General features: G+C 36.1%; 9 protein-coding genes. 5 read left to right on the forward strand and 4 right to left on the reverse strand.

Features of this window, described 5'->3' with window-relative positions; genetic code table 11:
* Positions 1 to 102: 102 nt before the first annotated feature.
* Both ASG21_RS18305 and yidC read left to right on the forward strand, forming a co-directional pair.
* The gene (locus tag ASG21_RS18305; RefSeq protein WP_056084152.1) at positions 103 to 1,710 is read left to right on the forward strand and encodes a CTP synthase; all 1,608 of its coding nucleotides are present in this window, start codon (positions 103 to 105) and stop codon (positions 1,708 to 1,710) included.
* Positions 1,711 to 1,888: 178 nt separating this feature from the next.
* Positions 1,889 to 3,688: a membrane protein insertase YidC gene (gene yidC / locus ASG21_RS18310; RefSeq protein WP_056084155.1), complete on the forward strand. Its 1,800-nt coding sequence runs from the start codon at positions 1,889 to 1,891 to the stop codon at positions 3,686 to 3,688.
* 122 nt (positions 3,689 to 3,810) lie between these two features.
* On the opposite strand, the gene ASG21_RS18315 is transcribed toward yidC, so the two are convergent.
* Positions 3,811 to 4,395, reverse strand: a complete 585-nt coding sequence (locus tag ASG21_RS18315) for a ribonuclease HII (protein ID WP_056084159.1) — start codon at positions 4,393 to 4,395, stop codon at positions 3,811 to 3,813.
* Between the two features lie 207 nt (positions 4,396 to 4,602).
* Here ASG21_RS18315 and ASG21_RS18320 point away from each other — a divergent pair, with 207 nt between their 5' ends.
* The 3 genes from ASG21_RS18320 to argS all read left to right on the forward strand — a co-directional run bounded on the left by ASG21_RS18320 (position 4,603) and on the right by argS (position 11,105).
* Positions 4,603 to 7,611, forward strand: a complete 3,009-nt coding sequence (locus tag ASG21_RS18320) for a SusC/RagA family TonB-linked outer membrane protein (protein ID WP_056084162.1) — start codon at positions 4,603 to 4,605, stop codon at positions 7,609 to 7,611.
* 12 nt (positions 7,612 to 7,623) lie between these two features.
* Positions 7,624 to 9,261, forward strand: a complete 1,638-nt coding sequence (locus ASG21_RS18325; RefSeq protein WP_056084165.1) for a SusD/RagB family nutrient-binding outer membrane lipoprotein — start codon at positions 7,624 to 7,626, stop codon at positions 9,259 to 9,261.
* 83 nt (positions 9,262 to 9,344) lie between these two features.
* On the forward strand, positions 9,345 to 11,105 hold the full coding sequence (argS, locus tag ASG21_RS18330; protein ID WP_056084168.1) for an arginine--tRNA ligase: 1,761 nt from the start codon (positions 9,345 to 9,347) through the stop codon (positions 11,103 to 11,105).
* A gap of 40 nt (positions 11,106 to 11,145) precedes the next feature.
* On the opposite strand, the gene ASG21_RS18335 is transcribed toward argS, so the two are convergent.
* From ASG21_RS18335 to ASG21_RS18345, 3 genes are all read right to left on the reverse strand, one after another.
* Positions 11,146 to 12,078: a YihY/virulence factor BrkB family protein gene (locus ASG21_RS18335; protein WP_056084172.1), complete on the reverse strand. Its 933-nt coding sequence runs from the start codon at positions 12,076 to 12,078 to the stop codon at positions 11,146 to 11,148.
* A gap of 381 nt (positions 12,079 to 12,459) precedes the next feature.
* Positions 12,460 to 14,808 carry a BamA/TamA family outer membrane protein gene (locus tag ASG21_RS18340; protein ID WP_056084174.1) on the reverse strand — a complete coding sequence of 783 codons (2,349 nt, stop codon included), beginning with the start codon at positions 14,806 to 14,808 and terminating at the stop codon, positions 12,460 to 12,462.
* 93 nt (positions 14,809 to 14,901) lie between these two features.
* Positions 14,902 to 19,941, reverse strand: a complete 5,040-nt coding sequence (locus ASG21_RS18345) for a translocation/assembly module TamB domain-containing protein (RefSeq protein WP_056084179.1) — start codon at positions 19,939 to 19,941, stop codon at positions 14,902 to 14,904.
* Between the last annotated feature and the right edge of the window lie 569 nt (positions 19,942 to 20,510).

Genomic DNA, 20,510 nt, shown 5'->3' on the forward strand with positions numbered 1-20,510 from the left:
AATAGCAGTATTGGAAACCTTTTTTGTTTCATTTCGTATTTTAAAGTGTAACAAAATTGCTTTGCTTTTCTTTTTGTCCTAACTTTGCACAAACCTAATCTAATGAGTAAAAAGAATACAAAGTACATCTTTGTGACAGGAGGTGTAACTTCATCTTTGGGAAAGGGAATCGTTTCAGCTTCTCTTGGTCTACTGCTAAAATCACGCGGCTTCAATGTAACAATTCAAAAGCTTGATCCTTATATCAATATCGATCCGGGTACTTTGAATCCTTATGAGCACGGAGAATGTTACGTGACCGAAGATGGTGCAGAGACGGATCTGGATTTAGGTCACTACGAGCGTTATCTTGACTCGCCGACTTCTCAGAACAACAACGTTACCACAGGGAAAATTTACCAGACTGTAATTGAAAAAGAAAGAAAAGGAGACTTCCTTGGGAAAACAGTTCAGGTAATTCCTCATATTACGAACGAAATCAAACGCAGAATTAAAATTCTTTCCAAGCAGAACTACGATATCATCATTACTGAAATCGGCGGAACTGTTGGAGATATAGAGTCTTTGCCTTACATTGAAACTGTACGTCAGCTGAAATGGGAATTAGGTGAGAAAAATTCTATGGTGATTCACCTGACTTTGCTGCCTTATCTGGCTTCAAGCGGAGAATTGAAAACAAAACCTTCTCAGCACTCGGTTCGTCAGCTGATGGAAAGCGGAATTATGGCTGACGTACTGGTTTGCCGTACCGAGCATAAAATCCCGAAAGATCAGAGAGCAAAACTGGCTCAGTTCTGTAACGTACCTTTGGATAATGTGATCGAATGTAAAGATTTGGAAACGATTTACGAAGTTCCGATGTACCTTCAGAAACAGAACTTTGACGATGTTGTTCTTAAAGAATTAGATTTAAAAAGCGATAAAGAAGCAGATTTAAAAGACTGGAAAACGTTCCTTAAAAAATTCCAGAATCCTAAGAAAACTGTTGAGATTGCTTTGGTTGGAAAATATATTTCACTTCAGGATTCTTATATTTCAATTGCAGAAGCTTTCAAGCATGCAGGTGCTGATCTTGAAACAGAAGTGAAAATAAGATGGGTTTACAGTGGTGATTTGACTAAAGAAAACATCAAAGACAGTTTAGATGGTGTATGCGGAATCCTTGTTGCACCTGGATTTGGTGACAGAGGTATTGAAGGTAAAATTCTTACCGCTCAGTATGCAAGAGAAAACAAAGTTCCGATGTTGGGAATTTGTCTTGGAATGCAGATTATGACCGTTGAGTTTGCAAGAAATGTTTTAGGTTATACAAAAGCCAATTCAATGGAATTTGATACATCTACAGAACACCCTGTAATTTCTCTGATGGAAGAACAGAAAAATGTTGTAGACAAAGGAGGTACAATGCGTCTAGGAGCATGGAAATGTTCATTGAAGAACGGTTCAAAATTAAATGAAATCTACGGAAGCAAGCATATTTCAGAGAGACACCGCCACAGATATGAATTCAACAGTGATTATATCGCAGAATTTGAAGATAATGGTTTTGCAGCAACAGGTACAAACCCTGAAACAGGTCTGGTAGAAGCACTGGAAATGACTGATCACCCATTCTATGTTGGGGTACAGTATCACCCGGAATACAAGAGTACGGTGGCAAGTCCGCATCCTTTATTCAGAGCATTCATCAAAGCATGTGCGGCAAAATAAAGTAATTCTGAAATTACAGACGTCATAGATAAACTCAGACTGATTATTCTCAGCCTGAGTTTATTATATAGTAACATATTATAGTATAGAGTTTTGATAAAAAAAGAGTATTTTTGTCGACTCTAAAAAGGGGCACATTTGCTTCTTCATTAAATTTAAAAATTTTAATCAATATAAAATGCAACAGAACAAAGGACTCGATAAAAGTCAGATGATTAGTTTTTCTGTTTTATGTTTAATTCTTTTCGGTTTTATGTTTTATTTTCAAGACAAACAGCAGAAAGAAGAAACCGTAAAAGCTGAGCAGCAAAAAACCCAACAGGTAAAAAGCGCTGTGAAGCAGACTCAGGCAGCTCAAATTAATTCTAATGTAACTCCGGGAGCAATTCAAAGTGCAAATCTTGCCAATGATGAGCTTAAAATTGAATTCTCAAGTCTGGGAGGTCAGGTTTCTAAAGTGGAGCTTGCAAAATTCAAGGCTTACAACCAAAAGACTGACGTTGCAGATCTTCCGCTTTATCTGATTACAAAAAACAATTCAAACTATGGTTTTCAGTTTAAAGACAAAACAGGGAAATTAATCAATACTAAAGATTTAGTTTTTACTCCTTCAGTTGCTGGCAATGTAGCAACGATGACCGCCAATCTAAACGGAGCCATTGTTCAGTTCGTCTATACGCTGTTGCCTAAATATACAGTAGATTTTAAAGTTAGAACTCAGGGTTTATCTAAAATTTCTTCTGAGAACAAAGCAGATTTTATCTGGGACTACAATGTAAGAAATCTTGAAAAGGGTAGAGCACAGGAGCAGTCTCATTCAGAGTTTTCATACGCGTTTAATAATTACAAGGATTATGACTATGACGGGAGAACAGATATGTCTGAAGATGAAGAAACCCTTAACTGGATTGGTGTAAAGCAGCAGTTTTTCTCTTCCGTAATTGAATCTAAAACAGGTTTCACCAACAGCAAAGGAAATCAGGAAACCATCGACGAAGGAGAATATCTTAAAAAGCTGAATTTTGAAGGTTTTGTAGCAATGAACGGAGGTGAATTGAATCAGGATTTTACCTGGTATTTTATGCCGTTGGATTTACCATTATTAAAGTCTTACGACAAAAATTTTGATGAAATTTTACCTTTAGGATGGTCGTTTATCGGAGCGATGAACCGTTATTTCTTCATGCCGATGTACAATTTCATCGCAGAGTGGGGATTGTCTGCAGGCTGGGTGATTTTCCTGATGACCATTATCGTTAAACTGATCCTTTCACCAATCATGTACAAACAACATAAGTTGAGTGCGATGATGAGAGTGATCCGTCCGGAAATCGACGAGGCAACTGCCAAACTGAAAGACGCAGATCCAATGAAAAAGCAGCAGGCGACAATGGAAATTTACAGAAAGGCAGGTGTAAATCAAATGGCGGGATGTCTTCCGGCGTTGGTACAGATCCCGATTTTCTACGCATTATTCCGTTTCTTCCCCAACTTTATTGATTTGAGAGGCGAAGGTTTTTGGTTTGCAAAAGACTTAACGGCTTATGACGATTTGATTAAATTGCCATTCAATGTGCCATTATTAGGAGAACATATAAGTGTATTTGCGATCGCGTGTACAGTTGTGATATTAATTTATACTGTAATGACTTCAGGTAACATGCAGCAGCCACAGCAGGAAGGTATGCCGAATATGAAAGTATTGATGTACATCTTCCCAATTACATTCCTGTTCTTCCTTAACACATCTGCTTCAGGTTTATCGTGGTACTATTTCGTATCCAATGCAATTAACATTTTAATTATTTTGGTGATTAAATACCTGATTTTAGATGAAAAGAAAATTCATGCACAGATTCAGGCTAACAAGGAAAAGCCGAAAACCGAAAGCAAGTTTCAGAAAAGAATGAGGGAAATGATGGAGAAGGCTCAGGAGCAGCAAAAAGCTCAGGGTCAACAGAAATCAAACAGAAAATAACAGTAATCTGGTACTGTAAAATATAAAGGGAAGCATAGTAAATGCTTCCCTTTTTTATTTAGATCTGTTTCAAATAATATTTTTTGGCTTAATAATTTGTTAATATTATGTTCATATTAAATTCAATCATACTTCAATCTGAAAGACTGTCTGTGATGTATCGTGGGGCCATGTAGTACGAGTGCCTGCTGATGATGTTTTGTGGCATATCCAAAGTTGGTGTTCCAGCCGTATTCCGGAAATTCATGATGTAGTTCCATCATCAGTCGGTCCCGGTAATTTTTTGCTAAAACAGATGCGGCAGCAATCGCCAGTATTTTGGAATCTCCTTTCACAATACATTCATGCGGAATAAAATTATAGGGATGAAATCTATTACCATCCACCAAAATAAACTCAGGTCTGATAGTTAATTTATCTAAAGCCCCATGCATGGCATGAATGCTGGAATTTAGAATGTTATATTCATCTATATGCGATGGAGGAAGTTCATGAATAGCGTAGCATTTCACATGATCCTTTATATAAGAATCAAGATCCAGCCTTGTTTTAAAATTCAGCTTTTTAGAATCATCAATTAAATTCTGCTCAAAAGTATCATCAATGATTACTGCTGCAGCCACTACCGGTCCGCACAGGCAGCCTCTCCCAACTTCATCGCAGCCGGCTTCCACATATTGAGAATACTTTTTAATCAATTGATTCATTTACACAACTTTATTGTATGTGCAAATATATAATCAATTTCTTTATTATTAAAATCATAAAAATGATAACACTTTGACAGTATATTTGTAAAAAATTTGTAATTATTATAATATCTGCACGTTGTGTTAAATATTTTTAACAAAACATTTGTTTAATTTAAGAAAGTTTCACATATTTGCATTTAGTAAAAAATAATCAATTTAAATATGAAGAAATTAACTACAAGTGTTTTAGCAGTAGTGCTTACTTCCTCTTTCGCGATGGTAAGTGCACAGGAAACACCAGGTGATTCTGTAAAGACTACTGACATCCGAGAGGTAGTAGTAACTGGAGCTTTAGGTTTAAAGAAAAGACAGGATGCGGTAACTACAACCAATCAGGTTGTTAACAATGCAGAAATTACTCAGGCAAATAACCCTAATGCTATTCAGGCCTTAACTGGTAAAGTTTCTGGTTTACAGATTAATACTACAAATAACTCGGTAAATTCTACTACCAGAGTTGTTTTGAGAGGTCCTAGATCAATCTCAGGTAATAACCAGGCGTTGGTTGTAATTGACGGTGTTATTTCAACTTTAGGAATCTTACAAAATATGCCGCCAGAAGTTATTGATAATATGAACGTTATCAAAGGTATGCAAGGTGCTGCACTTTATGGTGAGCAGGGAAGTAATGGTGTTATTATTGTAACCACTAAGAAAGGATCACGAAACGAAAGACTGGCATTTACTCTAACTAATTCTGTAGATTTCTCTTCTGTTTATAAGCTTCCTATATATCAAAAGGTATATGGACAAGGTTGGCCGGGTGATGCATTCGATACTACAGATTACGGCGGTGCAAACTGGGTACCTTATGAAAACTCAAACTGGGGGCCTTCATATAGTTCAGCTTTAGGTGGTCAAAATCTATTTCAAGGTTTGCCTCAGGCAAATGATCAGTTTCTTACAGGAACTTTCTCTCCAAGAGATAACCATATTAAAGATTTCTTCAAAACCGGAGTATTATGGCAAAATGGTCTTTCTGTTAATTCAGGAAGTTCAGATGCTTACGTTTTCTTGTCGGTTAACAGACAGGAGAATGATTTCGTTGTAGAGAAAGATAATTTAAGAAGAAATAACTTCCTATTAAAAGCGGGTAGACAACTTGGTAAATTCAGAATTGATGCCAGCGTTAATTATTTAGATCTGCGCACTACTCAGACGAATTCTAATCTATATGGTCAGTTAATCCAAACTCCAACCAACCTTAATATCCGACAATTTAGAAATTCATTGCCAGATGCCGGAGCTTCAATGTATACTACAAACCCATATTGGACGATAGATCACAACAGATTTGACGATAAAAGCAGAATTATGTCTGCTACTATGAATCTAGAGTACAAGGTGAATAATAATATCTCATTTACCTACGCAGGTACCGGAATATTAAATTCGTTTATCTCGGAAAGTCATCAGGATGCTTTCGCTTATGATAGGATTTATGCCAATACAGGAACTTATTTAGATGGTCATTCTCCACTTGAATTCGGACCGGAGCCTATCGTTTCGAGCTATTATAAAACTGTTGGTTCATCGTTCAGATATTATGGCGATTTGATGGCTAATTTTGATTATGATCTTACCGATGATATCAATATGAAATTGAATGTTGGTCACAATATTCAGGATAACTCTAGCTCTCAGACTCAGGTTGGTGGTAAAAATCTTCAGATTGGAGGTTGGTATAACATCAGAAACGTTATTAATCCAGATCAGCCATCAACTTTGGACAGTGGTGAGAATAGAAGAAGATCATTTGCATGGTTTGCCAACTTAGATTTAGGATACAAAGATTATTTGTTCGTGAATGGAACTTTTAGATACGAAAAGAGTTCTGCATTAAGTTTAAATGCTGTGGATATTAATGGTAATGTCTCACCATTGACCAACCAGGGATATCCTTATTACTCTTTTGGAGCATCATTTATCCCAACAAAAGCATTTCCAAGTCTGAAGGGTGATGTCCTTAACTATGCTAAAGTAAGTGCGTCTTTCAGTAGAGTTGGTAACTCAGCTACTGTATCTACATATGGTTTAGATAGAATAGGAAATTTCCCAACAGGATTCCCTTTTGGAACATTATCTTCGTACCTGCCTACAACATCTCTGTTTTCTCAGGATGTAGAACCAGAATTTTTGGCATCTAAAGAAGCAAACATTCAGTTAGGATTCTTTAAAGACAGAATTACTTTGGAAGGTTCGGTATTTAGAAATGATACTGATAATTTAATATCTTCTGTTACTACTTCTTCACCTTCTGGTATCACAAGTATAGTTGATAATATTGGGGATAGCAGAAACCAAGGTTTCGAAGTTGATTTGGGGCTTACTGCAATAAAAACTAAAGATTTCGAATGGAAACTTAGAGGATCTTACTCTACGTACCAAACCAAAATCCTTTCACTGGCGGATGATTCTACAGAAACACCGCTTGCAGTTTACAGCGGAAATGGAACTCCATCAGTTGGTATTTATGCAATCAAAGGAGAAGATTTCCCAATGATCAAAGGAACAAAATATCAGAGAGATCCAAATGGAAATATTATCGTAAATGCTAATGGAAATCCTCTTGCAACTTCTACATTAGAAATTTTAGGAAAAGTAAATCCAGATTATATCTTAGCATTTAATACTTCTTTTAAATTTAAAGGAATCACTTTAAGTGCAACTGCGGATTATAGAACCGGAAATAGCTTTGTTGCTTTCTCCAAAGGAACTATGGGGTTCACAGGATCTTTGGAAAAAACTGCTGAATTTGACAGATCACAAGGTTATGTAGTTCCAAACTCTGTTCAGTTAGTTGGAGGTCAATATGTTGCTAATACCACTCCTGTTGGTAATGACAGATCTTATGGCGGGGTTACAAACTACTTTGCCTTTGGTAACTTCCAGACAGTTGGAGAAGAACATGTAATCGACGGAACGGCTCTTAAGGTTAGAGAAATTGCTTTAAGCTATGACCTTCCTAAATCGATTCTTAGAAATACATTTGTTAATTCATTAACATTGGGTGTATATGCGAGAAATCCTTTCTTTATTTATGCTAAAGATAATAGAAATTTTGCAGATCCTGAAACAGCTTCTACGAATGGAAATGCCGGTGGTATTGCTTTCGTAGGACAATATCCTAGTATTAGAAACTACGGATTCAATCTAAATGTAACTTTTTAATTCGACGACAAAATGAAAAATAATAAATTTTTAACAGCCATATTGGCAGGAGCATTAAGCCTTACAGCGGCTTCGTGTTCTAATGAATATCTGGATGTAAATGAAAATCCAAATTCAGTGCAAGCTGAAAAAATTACTCCAGATCTTATCATTCCTGGGGCGATTTCTCAGGCACACAGAACTCAGGCAGGCACAATGATGCAGTTTGGTAATCTAATGATGAACAGCTGGGCGGGAAACTCGTATAGTTTCGGTGGTCCTTTTGCAAGAGAATTCAACTTAGCCACAGTAGATAATACATTCTATACTGGTATTTGGGGTCTTTATCCAAGAATTGCAAATTTTGCTCAGGTGGAGGCTTATCCTAATCCAATTAATCAGTATGATCAATACATTGCTATAGCAAAAATTATGAAGGCTTACTATATGCAGTATATAGTAGACTTATATGGTGATGTGCCTTATTCAGAAGCATTTAGAGGGCAGGAAAATCTTACACCAAAATACGATAATGATTCTGATATCTATAGAAATCTTATTCAGAATTTGGAGGACGCAAATGCACTAATTGCTGCAGGTAAGGGTGATATACCTGGTGCACAGGATGTAGTTTTCGGAGGCGATATGGATCTTTGGACGAAGTTCTCAAATACTCTTAAATTGAGAATGTTAATCAGAATGTCTAAAGTAACTGGTGATCTAGCTACGTATAGAAATACCAAATTACAGTCATTAAGTTCTGCTAATTTTATTAACGAGCTTGATGGTGATGTTACTGTAAACCCTGGGTACAACGGAAGTAATGATGATTCACTGAATCCTTTTCTTCTTAACAATCTAATGAATGCTTCACAGACTACAGTTCAAAACTATTCTTTAGTAATTGTTTCTGAGCACTTTGCTAACGCAATGCAGGGAAATCTTATTTTGAACGATCCGAATATGACCAAATTTAATAATTTGGGGGATCCTCGTAGAGCTAGATTGTTTACAAACGTTGCCGGAGGTACTTATTACAACGGTGCAGCTTATACAGGACTTAAAGGTATTAGACAAGGTGCAGTTCCTGGACAACCTGGAGTACCAGCGAATACTAATACCTCTAAGATTGCTTTAGGTAATTTTGTAGGAGCTAATGTTCCGGGAAGTAATGCAGATATTATTGACTTCGCTAATGCAAGAGGTGGTGTACTGATGTCTTTGGCTGAGAGTCAATTGCTTCAGGCTGAAGCAGCATTAAGATATCCAACTATTTTCACATACTCTGCACAGACTAAATTTAACACTGGTGTAATTGCTAGCGGTGTATGGATAGGAGTTCCTGCTGCTACAATGAATTCTTATGTTGCTGCAATAGTTACTAGACCAGGTCTTGGATGGACTGGAACTGATGCTCAGAAAATTGAAGCGATTATGACGCAGAAGTGGATTGCATTAACGAATGTTAACCCTACAGAAATGTTCATCGAGTATAACAGAACTGGACTTCCATATACTCCTATGGCTACTACTTCACAGCAGGCAAACAAGCCGTATAGACTGGTATATCCTTTCTCTGAATACGCTGCAAACGCTGCAAACGTTCCAAATATCACAAGTGCACAGGTATTTACAAAAAATCAGTACACTCCTTTCTGGAACCAAAACTAATTTTAGCAAAGCTTAAATTATACTGTAAACCGCCTTCGGGCGGTTTTTTTATTTCCGTATATTTGTATTTCAAACGATAAATAATGAATATTAAAAATATCATAGAACAAAAGCTGGAAGAGGTAATTCTTAATATCTATCAGCTAAAAGATATAAAACTTGAAATTCAGGAGAATAAAACTGAGTTTGAAGGTGATTTTACCATCGTTACATTTCCTCTAGTGAAGCAACTGAAGAAAAGTCCGGAAGGTATTGGCGTTGAATTGGGTCAGGCATTAACGGAGCAGACTGAATTATTGGAAAGCTTCAATGTGGTGAAAGGATTTCTAAATGTAAAAGTTAAAAATCAGTTTTTCGTTGATCAGTTTAAAACAGTTTCAGAACAGTTTTCGAATATTGAAAAGAAAAATGAAACTGTAATGGTTGAATATTCATCACCAAATACCAACAAGCCGCTTCACTTAGGGCATATCAGAAATAATCTGTTAGGTTTTTCTGTGGCTCAGATTCTTGAGGAAGCCGGTTATGATGTGATCAAAAGTCAGATTATCAATGACAGAGGAATTCATATCTGTAAATCGATGTTGGCTTGGGAGAAATTTGGTAAAGGCGAAACTCCGGAAACTGATCATGTGAAAGGGGATAAGTTTGTAGGAAACTATTATGTGAAATTTGATCAGGAATATAAAAAAGAGATTGCAGCTTTAGCTGAGCAGGGAGTTTCCGAAGAGCAGGCTAAGAAAGATGCTCCTTTGATGAAAGAAGCCCAACAAATGCTTCTCGACTGGGAAAACGGCGAAGAAAAAGTAAGAAATCTGTGGAATGAAATGAACTCCTGGGTTTACAAAGGTTTTGGTGAAACTTATAAAAGACTGGGAGTAAATTTTGATCAGGTTCAGTACGAAAGCAATACTTATATTTTAGGAAAAGATCTTATTCAGGAAGGTTTGGATAAAGGTGTTTTGTATCAGAAAGAAGATGGTTCGGTTTGGTGTGATCTGACGGATGAAGGTTTAGATCAGAAATTGTTGCTTCGTTCAGACGGAACTTCTGTGTACATGACTCAGGATTTGGGAACTGCGGTTGAGCGTTTTAAAGAAAATAATCTTCAGAAATTAATTTATACGGTAGGAAACGAGCAGGATTATCATTTCCAGGTTTTATTTAAAGTTTTAAAAAAGCTTGGATATGAATGGGCAGATCAGTTGTATCACTTATCTTATGGGATGGTCGAACTTCCGAACGGGAAAATGAAGTCGCGTGAAGGAACTGTAGTTGATGCAGATGAATTGATGCAGGATATGTTTAATATTGCAAAATCTAAATCTGAAGAGTTAGGAAAACTTGAAAACTTTACAGAAGAGGAAAAGAATATCAATTACGAAAATATCGGGATGGGAGCACTGAAGTATTTCATGCTGAAAGTTGATCCAAAGAAAAAAATGCTTTTCAATCCTGAAGAAAGTATTGATTTTAACGGAAATACAGGACCATTTATTCTGTACACCTATGCCCGTATTCATTCTTTACTGATGAAAGCCAATTATATGAACAAACCAGTTACTGAGGTAGATTTAAATCAGCACGAGAAAGAATTAATTATGCAGTTGGCAAATTATAAATCCGTTGTTGAAAGAGCAGCTGAATTATTGAGCCCGGCGCTAGTTGCAAATTATCTTTATGACTTGGTGAAAACGTATAATTCATTTTATCAGAGCAATATTATCGTAAAACTTGAAGATGAAAATCTGAAACAGTTCCGTTTGAATTTATCCAATCTCACAGCATTGACTATAAAAAAATCTCTGTCACTTCTAGGAATAGAAACCGTCAACAGAATGTAAAACAAAAGCCTCTCAGAATTTCTGAGAGGCTTTATTATGATTAAACAGCGGGAGTTTCATTTTTGACTTGGCTGTCTTTATATAATTTTGCGCTGCTCCATTTGGCGTGTTTTGATGGAGCTATTCTGTAACCTTTTTTGTAGGTATACACTTTTGTAAATTCAGCGCCGAAGAAAATCATAAGACATGAATAATTGATCCAAAGCATTACCAAAATGACGGTTCCAGCGGTACCAAATGCTGAAGTTGGTTTAAATTCGCTGAAGTATAGACTCAGTAGGAATTTCCCTAAAGTAAACAAAACAGAAGTCAACATAGCTCCTTTCCAAACTGATTTCCAGCTGATTTCTACGTCAGGTAGAACTTTGTACATCAATGCAAACAACAATGTCGTAACTCCAAAGCCTACTGTGAAGTTAATAATTTCAATAATATAGTACGTTTCCAAACCAATTGTTCTGGCAATAAAGTCATTTAAGATACTGATTACTAAAGTAAGAACCATAGTTATCACAAGCAAAAACCCTAAAATCAGAATCATTCCTAAAGAGTTCGCTCTGTCCAATAAAAATTTCACCAAGGCCTTTTTAGGCGCAGCTTCTACATCCCAAAGATTATTTAATGATCTCTGTAACTGAAAAAATAATGTTGTTGCACCAAAAATCAACGATCCGATACCGACAATTTTCATGAAGATATTTTCTTTATCAATGAGCGCTCCGGCAATCATTTCTTCTACGCTTTTTGCAGCGTCTGCACCCATCATTCCACTGATTTGAGTACTTATCTGCCCACGAATTGCATCTTCACCAAAGAAATATCCTGCAAGCCAAATGATAATAATCAACAATCCGGGAATTGAAAAAATAGCATAATAAGCCAAACTCGCTGAATCATTGGAAGCAGATGAACTATTGTACTCAGTAAATGTTTCTTTGACGGTTTCCCAGAAAAATTTTAGTTCTTTTAGCATAATTTGAGTGTTTAAAAGTGTGATTTGGTTTAGAATCAATATTTTCAGAATGAAAAATTGATCAGTATGATTAAGGCAAAGACTATTCCTTAAAGGAAATTCTTATTTTTTTCAGTGAAAATATTTTATGTAAATAAAGTTTCAGCTCAGTTCATTCTTTTTCAACTTCAAGATTGAATAGTTACTAAAATCTGATAAGATGAACAAAATAATTTGTTCACTATGACTCAATTTTAAACATTATCTAAGTTAGTTTTGGTCAAAGCGTCCCAAATTCTAAATAAAAAAAACGGGCTAAAGCCCGTTCCTACTGATATTTTTAACATATTGACTTATATACAATCAAAAGACAATAGCCAATTGCCATCAGCCAAAAGCCACTTAAAATGGATATCCGATCGCAATATTTAAAATTAAATTGTCTCTTCTCCAGCTTCCCTCGCCAAATTTCACTCTGTCTAAAACCCATCGGTCGCCTTTTTTGTAATAAGGAACTCTCAATGGCATTGCCAGGTCGAGTCTTAAAATTAATATTGAAAAGTCTAATCTCAAACCGACTCCGGCTCCAACTGCAACTTCGCTGAGAAAATCCTTTGAGAATTTTCCACCTGGTCTTATGTTTTCTCCTGCTTCATTGAATTCATCGTTGATCAACCAGATATTTCCAGCATCCACAAATGCTGCAACATTTAAAAATTTATATAAATTGGCTCTGTATTCTGCATTCATCTCCAATTTTATATCACCTGCCTGATCAAAAACTGCTCTGGTATTATTAGCACCTCTCGGATCGAAACTTCCAGGACCTAAAGTTCTTGCTCGGAAAGCTCTGATGCTGTTACTTCCGCCCACAAAAAACTGTCTTGAAAAAGGGATGTATTTTGAATTTCCGTAAGGAAGGGCAACTCCGGCAATAAGTCTTGTTGCCAGTGATGTTTTCTCAGTAAATTTATGATAAAAACGGACATCGTTTTCAATTTTTGCGTACTGACTGAAAGGAACTCCAAAAATATTTTTCTGTTTTCCTTCTTTCTCGTTTGCTCCCGTAATAAGACCTGTAATATTCCCAGCCAAATCAAGCATTCCTTTGTAATAGAAAGTGTTTTTTTGCGGAAGCATCGTGGTGGAATAGGTGTAGGAATACGTTGGTCCGAAAATAAGTTGTTGATCGGTAATTCTTTGAAGATAGGGATTATTCGCTTTAAGTGCCAAAAATTTCGGTGTTTCATTTGCAGGGTCGATGTATGAAATATCAATCACATTAAGTTCGTGCTCTTTTCTTACATTTTCTTTCCACTGATATCCAAACGTTGCATTGAATGTGTTCAAAGTGTATAAAGTCGTTCGGTTTTGAAACTCATATCCCAGTTTAATATTGGTTCTCGGAACAAAGGCACTCGAAGAATTAAATCTAAATGGCGCCACAATTCTCGGAATCGAAAGCTGTGCATTAGCTCCCGCTCTGAAAATGTTTTCAGCCTCCGCAGGTCCGCCGATCTGTACATCAAAAGCACCATAAACAGAAGCTTTAAATTGTTCTGCTCCACGGAAAAAGTTTCTCTGAGTCCAGTTTAAATTCAGTTCACTACCTGCATAATTGGCCGAGTTGGTTCTTCCCAGAGCTTCAAGACGTAAAGACTGAAGTTCTCTCGGTGTTAAAACATAATATGCATCAAACTTATGATTTAAAGAATCTGAAACGACAAATTCATTTTTCACAAATTTAAAAACACCCAAACTGATCAGTCGGTTAAGCGATAGATTGTGATCTTTTCTGTTGTAAATATCACCCTTGTCAAAATACAGGGCACGGTCAAACATTCTCGGTTTGAATTTCTTTTTAGGATCAACAACATAAATATCATTGTACTCGTATCCTTTTAAAGAATCTTCGCTCATCGGAATATTGTACAATCCTCTTTTCGCGTCACGAAGATTATAATTCGGGAAAACCACCACTTTATCAATGGTAAACTGCTCGGTCGCGAGTTTTGGAGTGTTGTCTTTTAACTTGACAATCATCTCCACTTTATGATTTTTGCTGACTGTACTGTCGGCCTGAACTATAATGTTGTCAGGATTGAAGTAATAGAAACCTTTGTCTTTCAAACCATCATCAATTCTCTGTCTTTCCGCTTTTATAACATCAAGGTCAAAAGGATTTCCGGCTTTCAGTAATGTTTTTTCCTTTAAAATCTGAATTTCGCTATTAATTAGACTTGAATCGGCCGGGAATTTTACATTGCTGATTAAATATCTTCCACCAGGATTTAACGTGTAAATCACCTGCGCTTTCTTATTTTTTGAAACAGTATCGTACTTCGCTTTAGCATTAAAATAGCCCTTGTTCTCGGAATAATTAACGATAATGTCTTTATTAAATTCACGGTCAACATCGCCCAATAAAACAGGTTCTTCTCCGAATTTATATTTCAGCCAGTATCTTAAACCTTTTTCCTTTTTGGGTTCTTTTGTAGCATTGTAAGCGTAAAGTTTTGGTCTTAAACCTAAAAATGAAGAGTTTGGTTTCGGAGTAAGATTTTCTTCTAAAGCAGATTCCAGCGCAGATTTTTCCTTCTTGGTCAGCGAGTCACTTTCTACTTTTACCTCCGCACCGGTGTACAGAAGCTGGCCGTCTTTTAGAAATTTGGTGTTGCTGCAGGAAACTATTGTCGCAGTCATTCCTGAAACCAAAAAATATTTACAGTATATATTGAGTTTGTTTTTCATGTTTTAATACTTGTCTTTTCAAAGGTCAATTTTTAAAAATTCTGTTTTGGATAAAATGTTTTTTAAACGTTTTCCAAGTTTAACAGTGAAAAATTATTTGAATTCTACGACCTCTTTATCCTTATTTCTTTTATTCTGAACACCTTCCCGGTTACGGTTATTTCTCGATTTTCTGAAAATATCTCTGAATTTATCATAGTCTAACGTTATCACAAAACCAAGTCCCGTTTCCACGATTTGTCCTTGCAATGCAACCTGATATTCATTTTTACGGTAAGCTCGCAGCGTATATCTTCCGTCTCTTGAAAGGGCGTAATCTATCTGTACATCTCCGGCGATATTCGTTGTGTTTTCATCCGGTCTTGCTTCACCTTCCACACCAAAATTACTTCCCACAGAAACTTTCAGTCGGTCGTTCAGTAATCTTTTGCTCAAACCAACATTCAGATCGGTTCTGGTATTCTGTGTACCAGTGGAATAGTCTTCAGTTGATTCCAGATCAAAATTCAGGTCAACTCCTTTGATTAAATCTCCGGCTAAATTATTCAGCTGCTGAGAAAGAATTTTACTCACACTCTGTCTTGCCATAGTCTCCGCAGAAACTCCCGAGTTGCTCTCGAAAGGGTTTTCGCCGATAAATCTGTTCAGTAAAAGCAAAGCAAAAACCTGCTTGTTCATCTCATTAGGATCCTGTCTCAATTGCGCCAGTTTCCCATCGATGGTTTGGGTTACTTCAGAAGAAACAGCATTATTCTTTTCATCTGTTGTAATATCGAATGAAATTTCAGGCTTCAACAATTCCCCTTTCAAAATCAATAAAGTATTAAAAGGAATTCTCTGTTTATACTGGTTCAGATTAGCCTGATCGACCTGTTGTTCCACCAGATCAATCGGTGCGGTCTGCGTTTTATAAATTGCCGTAATATCAAGATCGGCTGTGGTCGGTTCGCCGGTCCATGTAATTGTACTTCCTTTTTGGATGTCAAATTTTCTCTTCAAAACACTTACCGACATTTCATAACTTCCCTGCTCAACTGCATAAACGCCAACCAAAGTAACCTTTCCTGATGGATCAATACCACCTGTCAAATCAGCTTCTCCCTGAAGTTTTACAAAATCTCCGGCCGCTTTGTCAATTACAATCGACATTTTTGCTTCTTTGCTCAGCTCAATATTTACGTTAACGTCCAAACCTTTGATCGGACTTTCAGCTTTTACAGAATCTGCAGTAATTGTTTTATTTAAAGCAATCTGATCCTGATCTATAAATTCTACAATTCCGTCTCTTTCCTGCAAAGATGGGCTTGATTGTGGAAGTACAAATGTGAAATCTGTTGTTTCTGAAACTGCCAGTCTTCCGTCAACTTTTGGTAAATCTAAATTTCCTCTCACCTTCAATGCCGCATCAATTGCTAAAATTCCATACATCATCGCATCATTGGATTTCTCTGAATTCACTACTTTAAAATCTTTAGCATCCAAATCAAGATTGAAAGCAAAATCTCTGTAGGTCTGTGTAAGAACCTGTCCGTCGATATTTAAAGAATTTCCGTCTTTGTCTTTAATTTTGAAATCATCAAACTCAATGCCTCGGTTGGTAAAACCAATTTTATCATTAATTCCTCTGAAATCACTTCCGGTTTGAGCAATCATCAATCCGACATTATTCATTTTCACATCACCCAAAATCTTTGGTGCAGTGCTCGTTCCGGTAATTTTTAAATCTCCCGAAAGATAACCTTCAGTATTTGTGATAGCATTTGCCGTGAAACCCTGTAGTGTTTTCATCTGAAGCTGATTCATATTTAAATTCAAATCAAAACTGCTGGAAGAAGTGTTGTAATTTCCTAAGATTTTCACATCATTATTGTTCCCGGACAGCGCAATATCAGCATTCAAAAGATTTGCAGACTGGTTATTGACTTTAATATCTAAATTTCCGACAGGACTTCCGAATACAAACAGATCTGTTACATCAATATCTGAGGTGAAGGTCATATTTTTGGTTAAATCTCTCAGCTGAGCGGTTCCGTTAATAGTTCCTTTGGCTAAAAGTGAATCTTTTTTAATGATTTCCGTGATTGTTTCGATTTTAAAATCTTTTAAAGAAACATTCAGCGGACTGCTTGGTGAACTGCTTTCAGACTGTAAAGAAATTTCTGCTCCCGAATTGGATAGGGTGAAGTTATCCGCCACAATTCCCTGACTGAAAATGGAAATTTTGTTGTTTTCAGCGACTGTCCAATCCATATAATTCAGTTTTAAACCATTTGGATTTAAGGAAATTTCAGTGATGTCGTTCATCGATTTCGCATTTCCGGCAATCAGGAACTGCGTTTCATCTTTATCATCTTTCGTCGTAATGTTATAATTGATCAAATTATCAGCAACATCACCGTTGATATTGACTTTTTTCAAAGCAAAACTTTCGCTGGCAAGTGACGCCACACTTAAATTGTATTGTAATGCCTGATTTTCGTTGGTGATTTTTAAGCTTGTATTTTCTAAAGTATTGGTTCCATATAAAACCTGCGGAATCTGTGCGTCAAAAAGGATTTGCTGAGAATCGGCATTGTAGTTACCGTTGATATTTATGGTTTCAAAACTTTTCAGTTCAGGAACAAATTTTCTGATCAGATCATCATTTTTAATTTTAGCACTAAAAGTGAAAAACTGTCCGGCATCAACTTTCTGTGCAGCCGACGGCTTTTGAAACTGATAATACTGATTAATAGTCTGCGTTAATGCTCCAAAGATCTGTGTCAGTTTATATTTTCCGTTCAGTTCAACATCAGCAATCTGAGAATTAAATTTAATTTGCGTAGAATCTGCAGTAGAAACTGCCAGTAAATTCACTTCCTGAATTGGGTAAACTTCCTTCGTATCGGAGATTGCAAAATCTTTTAAATTTAAATATCCATTCAGATTATCAGGATCTAAAGTTTTAAAATCACCGTCAATCGCTCCTGCAATAATCATTGGCGAGCTGTAGAATCCGAGTTTGTTTAAATCTAATTTGTTGATATTTCCATTAACTTTCACCGACGGATTGTCGTTGAAAACTCCTGAAGCCGCAAGATGCAAATTGGCATTCGGATCTTTTGAGTTCAGGTCAATATCATAAACGCCACGGTTGATTTTTCCTTTCAGATTCATATTCTGGTAGGTGTAACCGTTGTAGGTCGCGGATCTTACATCGCCTGACAGAACCGCAGACATCGTTTTAGGATCAAAACCTTGTCCTTTCGCATTAATTTGCGCAGTGATGCTTCCCAAATCTTTATTTTGAATCAGCTTCCCAATCTGCATACTTTGTAGATTTGCCTTTACATCAAAAGTTTCTCGGTTTTTTCTGCGTAAATCTGCTTTGGCGATAATTGCTGCATTTCCTAAAGTGGAAGTCAGGCGTAGATTGGTATCCACCAGTTGAGTTGTTCCTTTTGCCGTCCCACGAACCGTGAAGAAAGATGGCAGCGTAATATTATTAGGAATCGTATTCTTCGGAACTAAATTATAGATTGTTTTTGATGAAGAAGACAGTTCTGCAACATTCAGATCATAATACAGCTGATCCGGATTCATCGCATTTTTAATTTTCCCGGAAGCTAAAACTTTCAGCTGATCCAAACCTGAGACTTTCAGATTCTGAATCGCAAGATCGTTCACCGTTCCTCTGATAAACGCGTTGACATTTAAAGTTGCATTCGGATATTTATTGAATGGCGCTGTATTTCTTAACGTCGGAACCAAATTTAAGATATCAGAAAAACCAATTTTAGAATCACGGATATCGGCTGAAATCTGTACTGCTCCCAAATTGGAAGATAACTGCTCAATTGAACTATAATTTAAAACAACTTCATCCCTTAAAATCGTTTTCGGAGTCTGTAAATAAAGGTTTTTCAGATAAGCCTGTTTTTCATCATATACAAAATCGGTATTGAATTTCTGTACATTCAAGCCTCGAGCTTCCTGTATTTCCGCTGATTTCACAGATCCTGCAAAACCGTTGTTTTCCATTTTAAAATTGCGGACGTCAAGATTTAATTTAGCAAAATTTAAGTGATTGAAATCCATACCTGATCGGGTAGGAGCGACTGCGGTGTTGTTGTATGCCACTTTCACATCATCCAAAAGCAGTTTTCCTAAAATCACTTTCATCGCTTTTTCTTTCGCGGAAACTTTAGAAACTTCAGGCTGAGCATCCTTTTTCGGATTGGCATTTTCTGTTGGCAGGAATAGATTGGCATTAATGTTCGCCTGTCTCAGATAAACATTTCCAACATTGTAATCGTTATTTTCAAGGTCGATACTGTTTACTTTTGTGCTTAATTCTTTAAACAAAACTTTAGCAAAAGTCTTTGAATTATCATCACCATAATCGATATCGAAATTGGTCAGTTTAATTCCGTTCAAGCCCAGTTTCATCGGCTTTTTCTGATTCAGAGAATCTACTTTTTCTTCAACATTCTTGGCCACTTCTTCTACCAGATCCTGTTTCAGTTTTAATTTTAAACCATCAAGATTGATGTCGTTAACGGCATAATTGTTATTCTGAAGATCAAATGTTTTTACTCTTGTATCGAATGAATTAAAATAGACCTTGATATCATTTCGGGACTGCTGATCGTTAAATGTAATCCCAATATCTTTTAATTTAATTTTATCTAATGAAATAATGAATGGCTTCGAAGGCTTCTGTTCCTGTTCTTTATCAGAAGTTGCAAACGCATCAATAATATAATCAAAATTAAATTTTCCCTTTGGATCTCTCACGACATTTGCGCGGACACCTTCGAGATCAACCGATGTGATATCTGCTTTAGATTTAATCAGTTTCCACATATCTAAACCTACATCAAATTTTCTTACAGCCAGAAGAGTATCAATGTTTTGTCCCTTTAAATAAAGGTTTTCAATGACCAAACTGTTGGGAAAACCGACATAGACTCTGTCTAAGCTTACTTTGGTCTTTATCTTCTTCTCGAGATAAACGATTAGTTTGTCTTTTATATAGTTTTGAACAGCCGGTAGTCTTAAACTCAACAGAAGTATTGTAATAAGTAAAATAATCGAAATAATGAATATTCCGATACGTTTGAAGAGTTTTCGGTAGTTTAATTTTAGTTTCAAAGGCGTGGGTTTAGGAGATTTAACACTCAAAAATGTTATAGTTAATTCCTACTGCAATGATTACGCCATTTTAAATGAAAAAACCCTGAATTAACGATGGTTTAATCATAAAAAATTAGGTGAAAATGAAATGTGGTACTTCAAAATTAGCTTGAAGTTAATCAAAGATTTAGTGTTGGAGGACTTGGAAATTCTTTAAATACTTCCAAAAATACTGCCCAAGGATAATCCATTAACAGAAAAGCAAACACAAGGCCGTAAAATGAAGTTGTAAGAATTAATTTTAATTTTGAAGATGACTTAAAAAGAAAACTGTAACTGCACTTTCGCAAAAATCGTGTCAATAATCCTCCTTTTTTCTTAGGTTAAATAAAACAAAAACCACTCTTTCAGAAAGAGTGGTTTGTAGTCAACGAAGAACAAATTTCGAATCATCTTATTGTTGATTTACGTAAAGTATGTTCCATCAGACAATAATAAAATTTGTGATATACTATTTAAAATATAATAGAATTAATGAATTTGTCTTGTTCTTGGTCAAACAGGGTTACATTAATGTCAAAAAAAAA

Origin of the sequence: Chryseobacterium sp. Leaf394 (genome assembly GCF_001424105.1) — a bacterium.
Classification (GTDB): domain Bacteria; phylum Bacteroidota; class Bacteroidia; order Flavobacteriales; family Weeksellaceae; genus Chryseobacterium.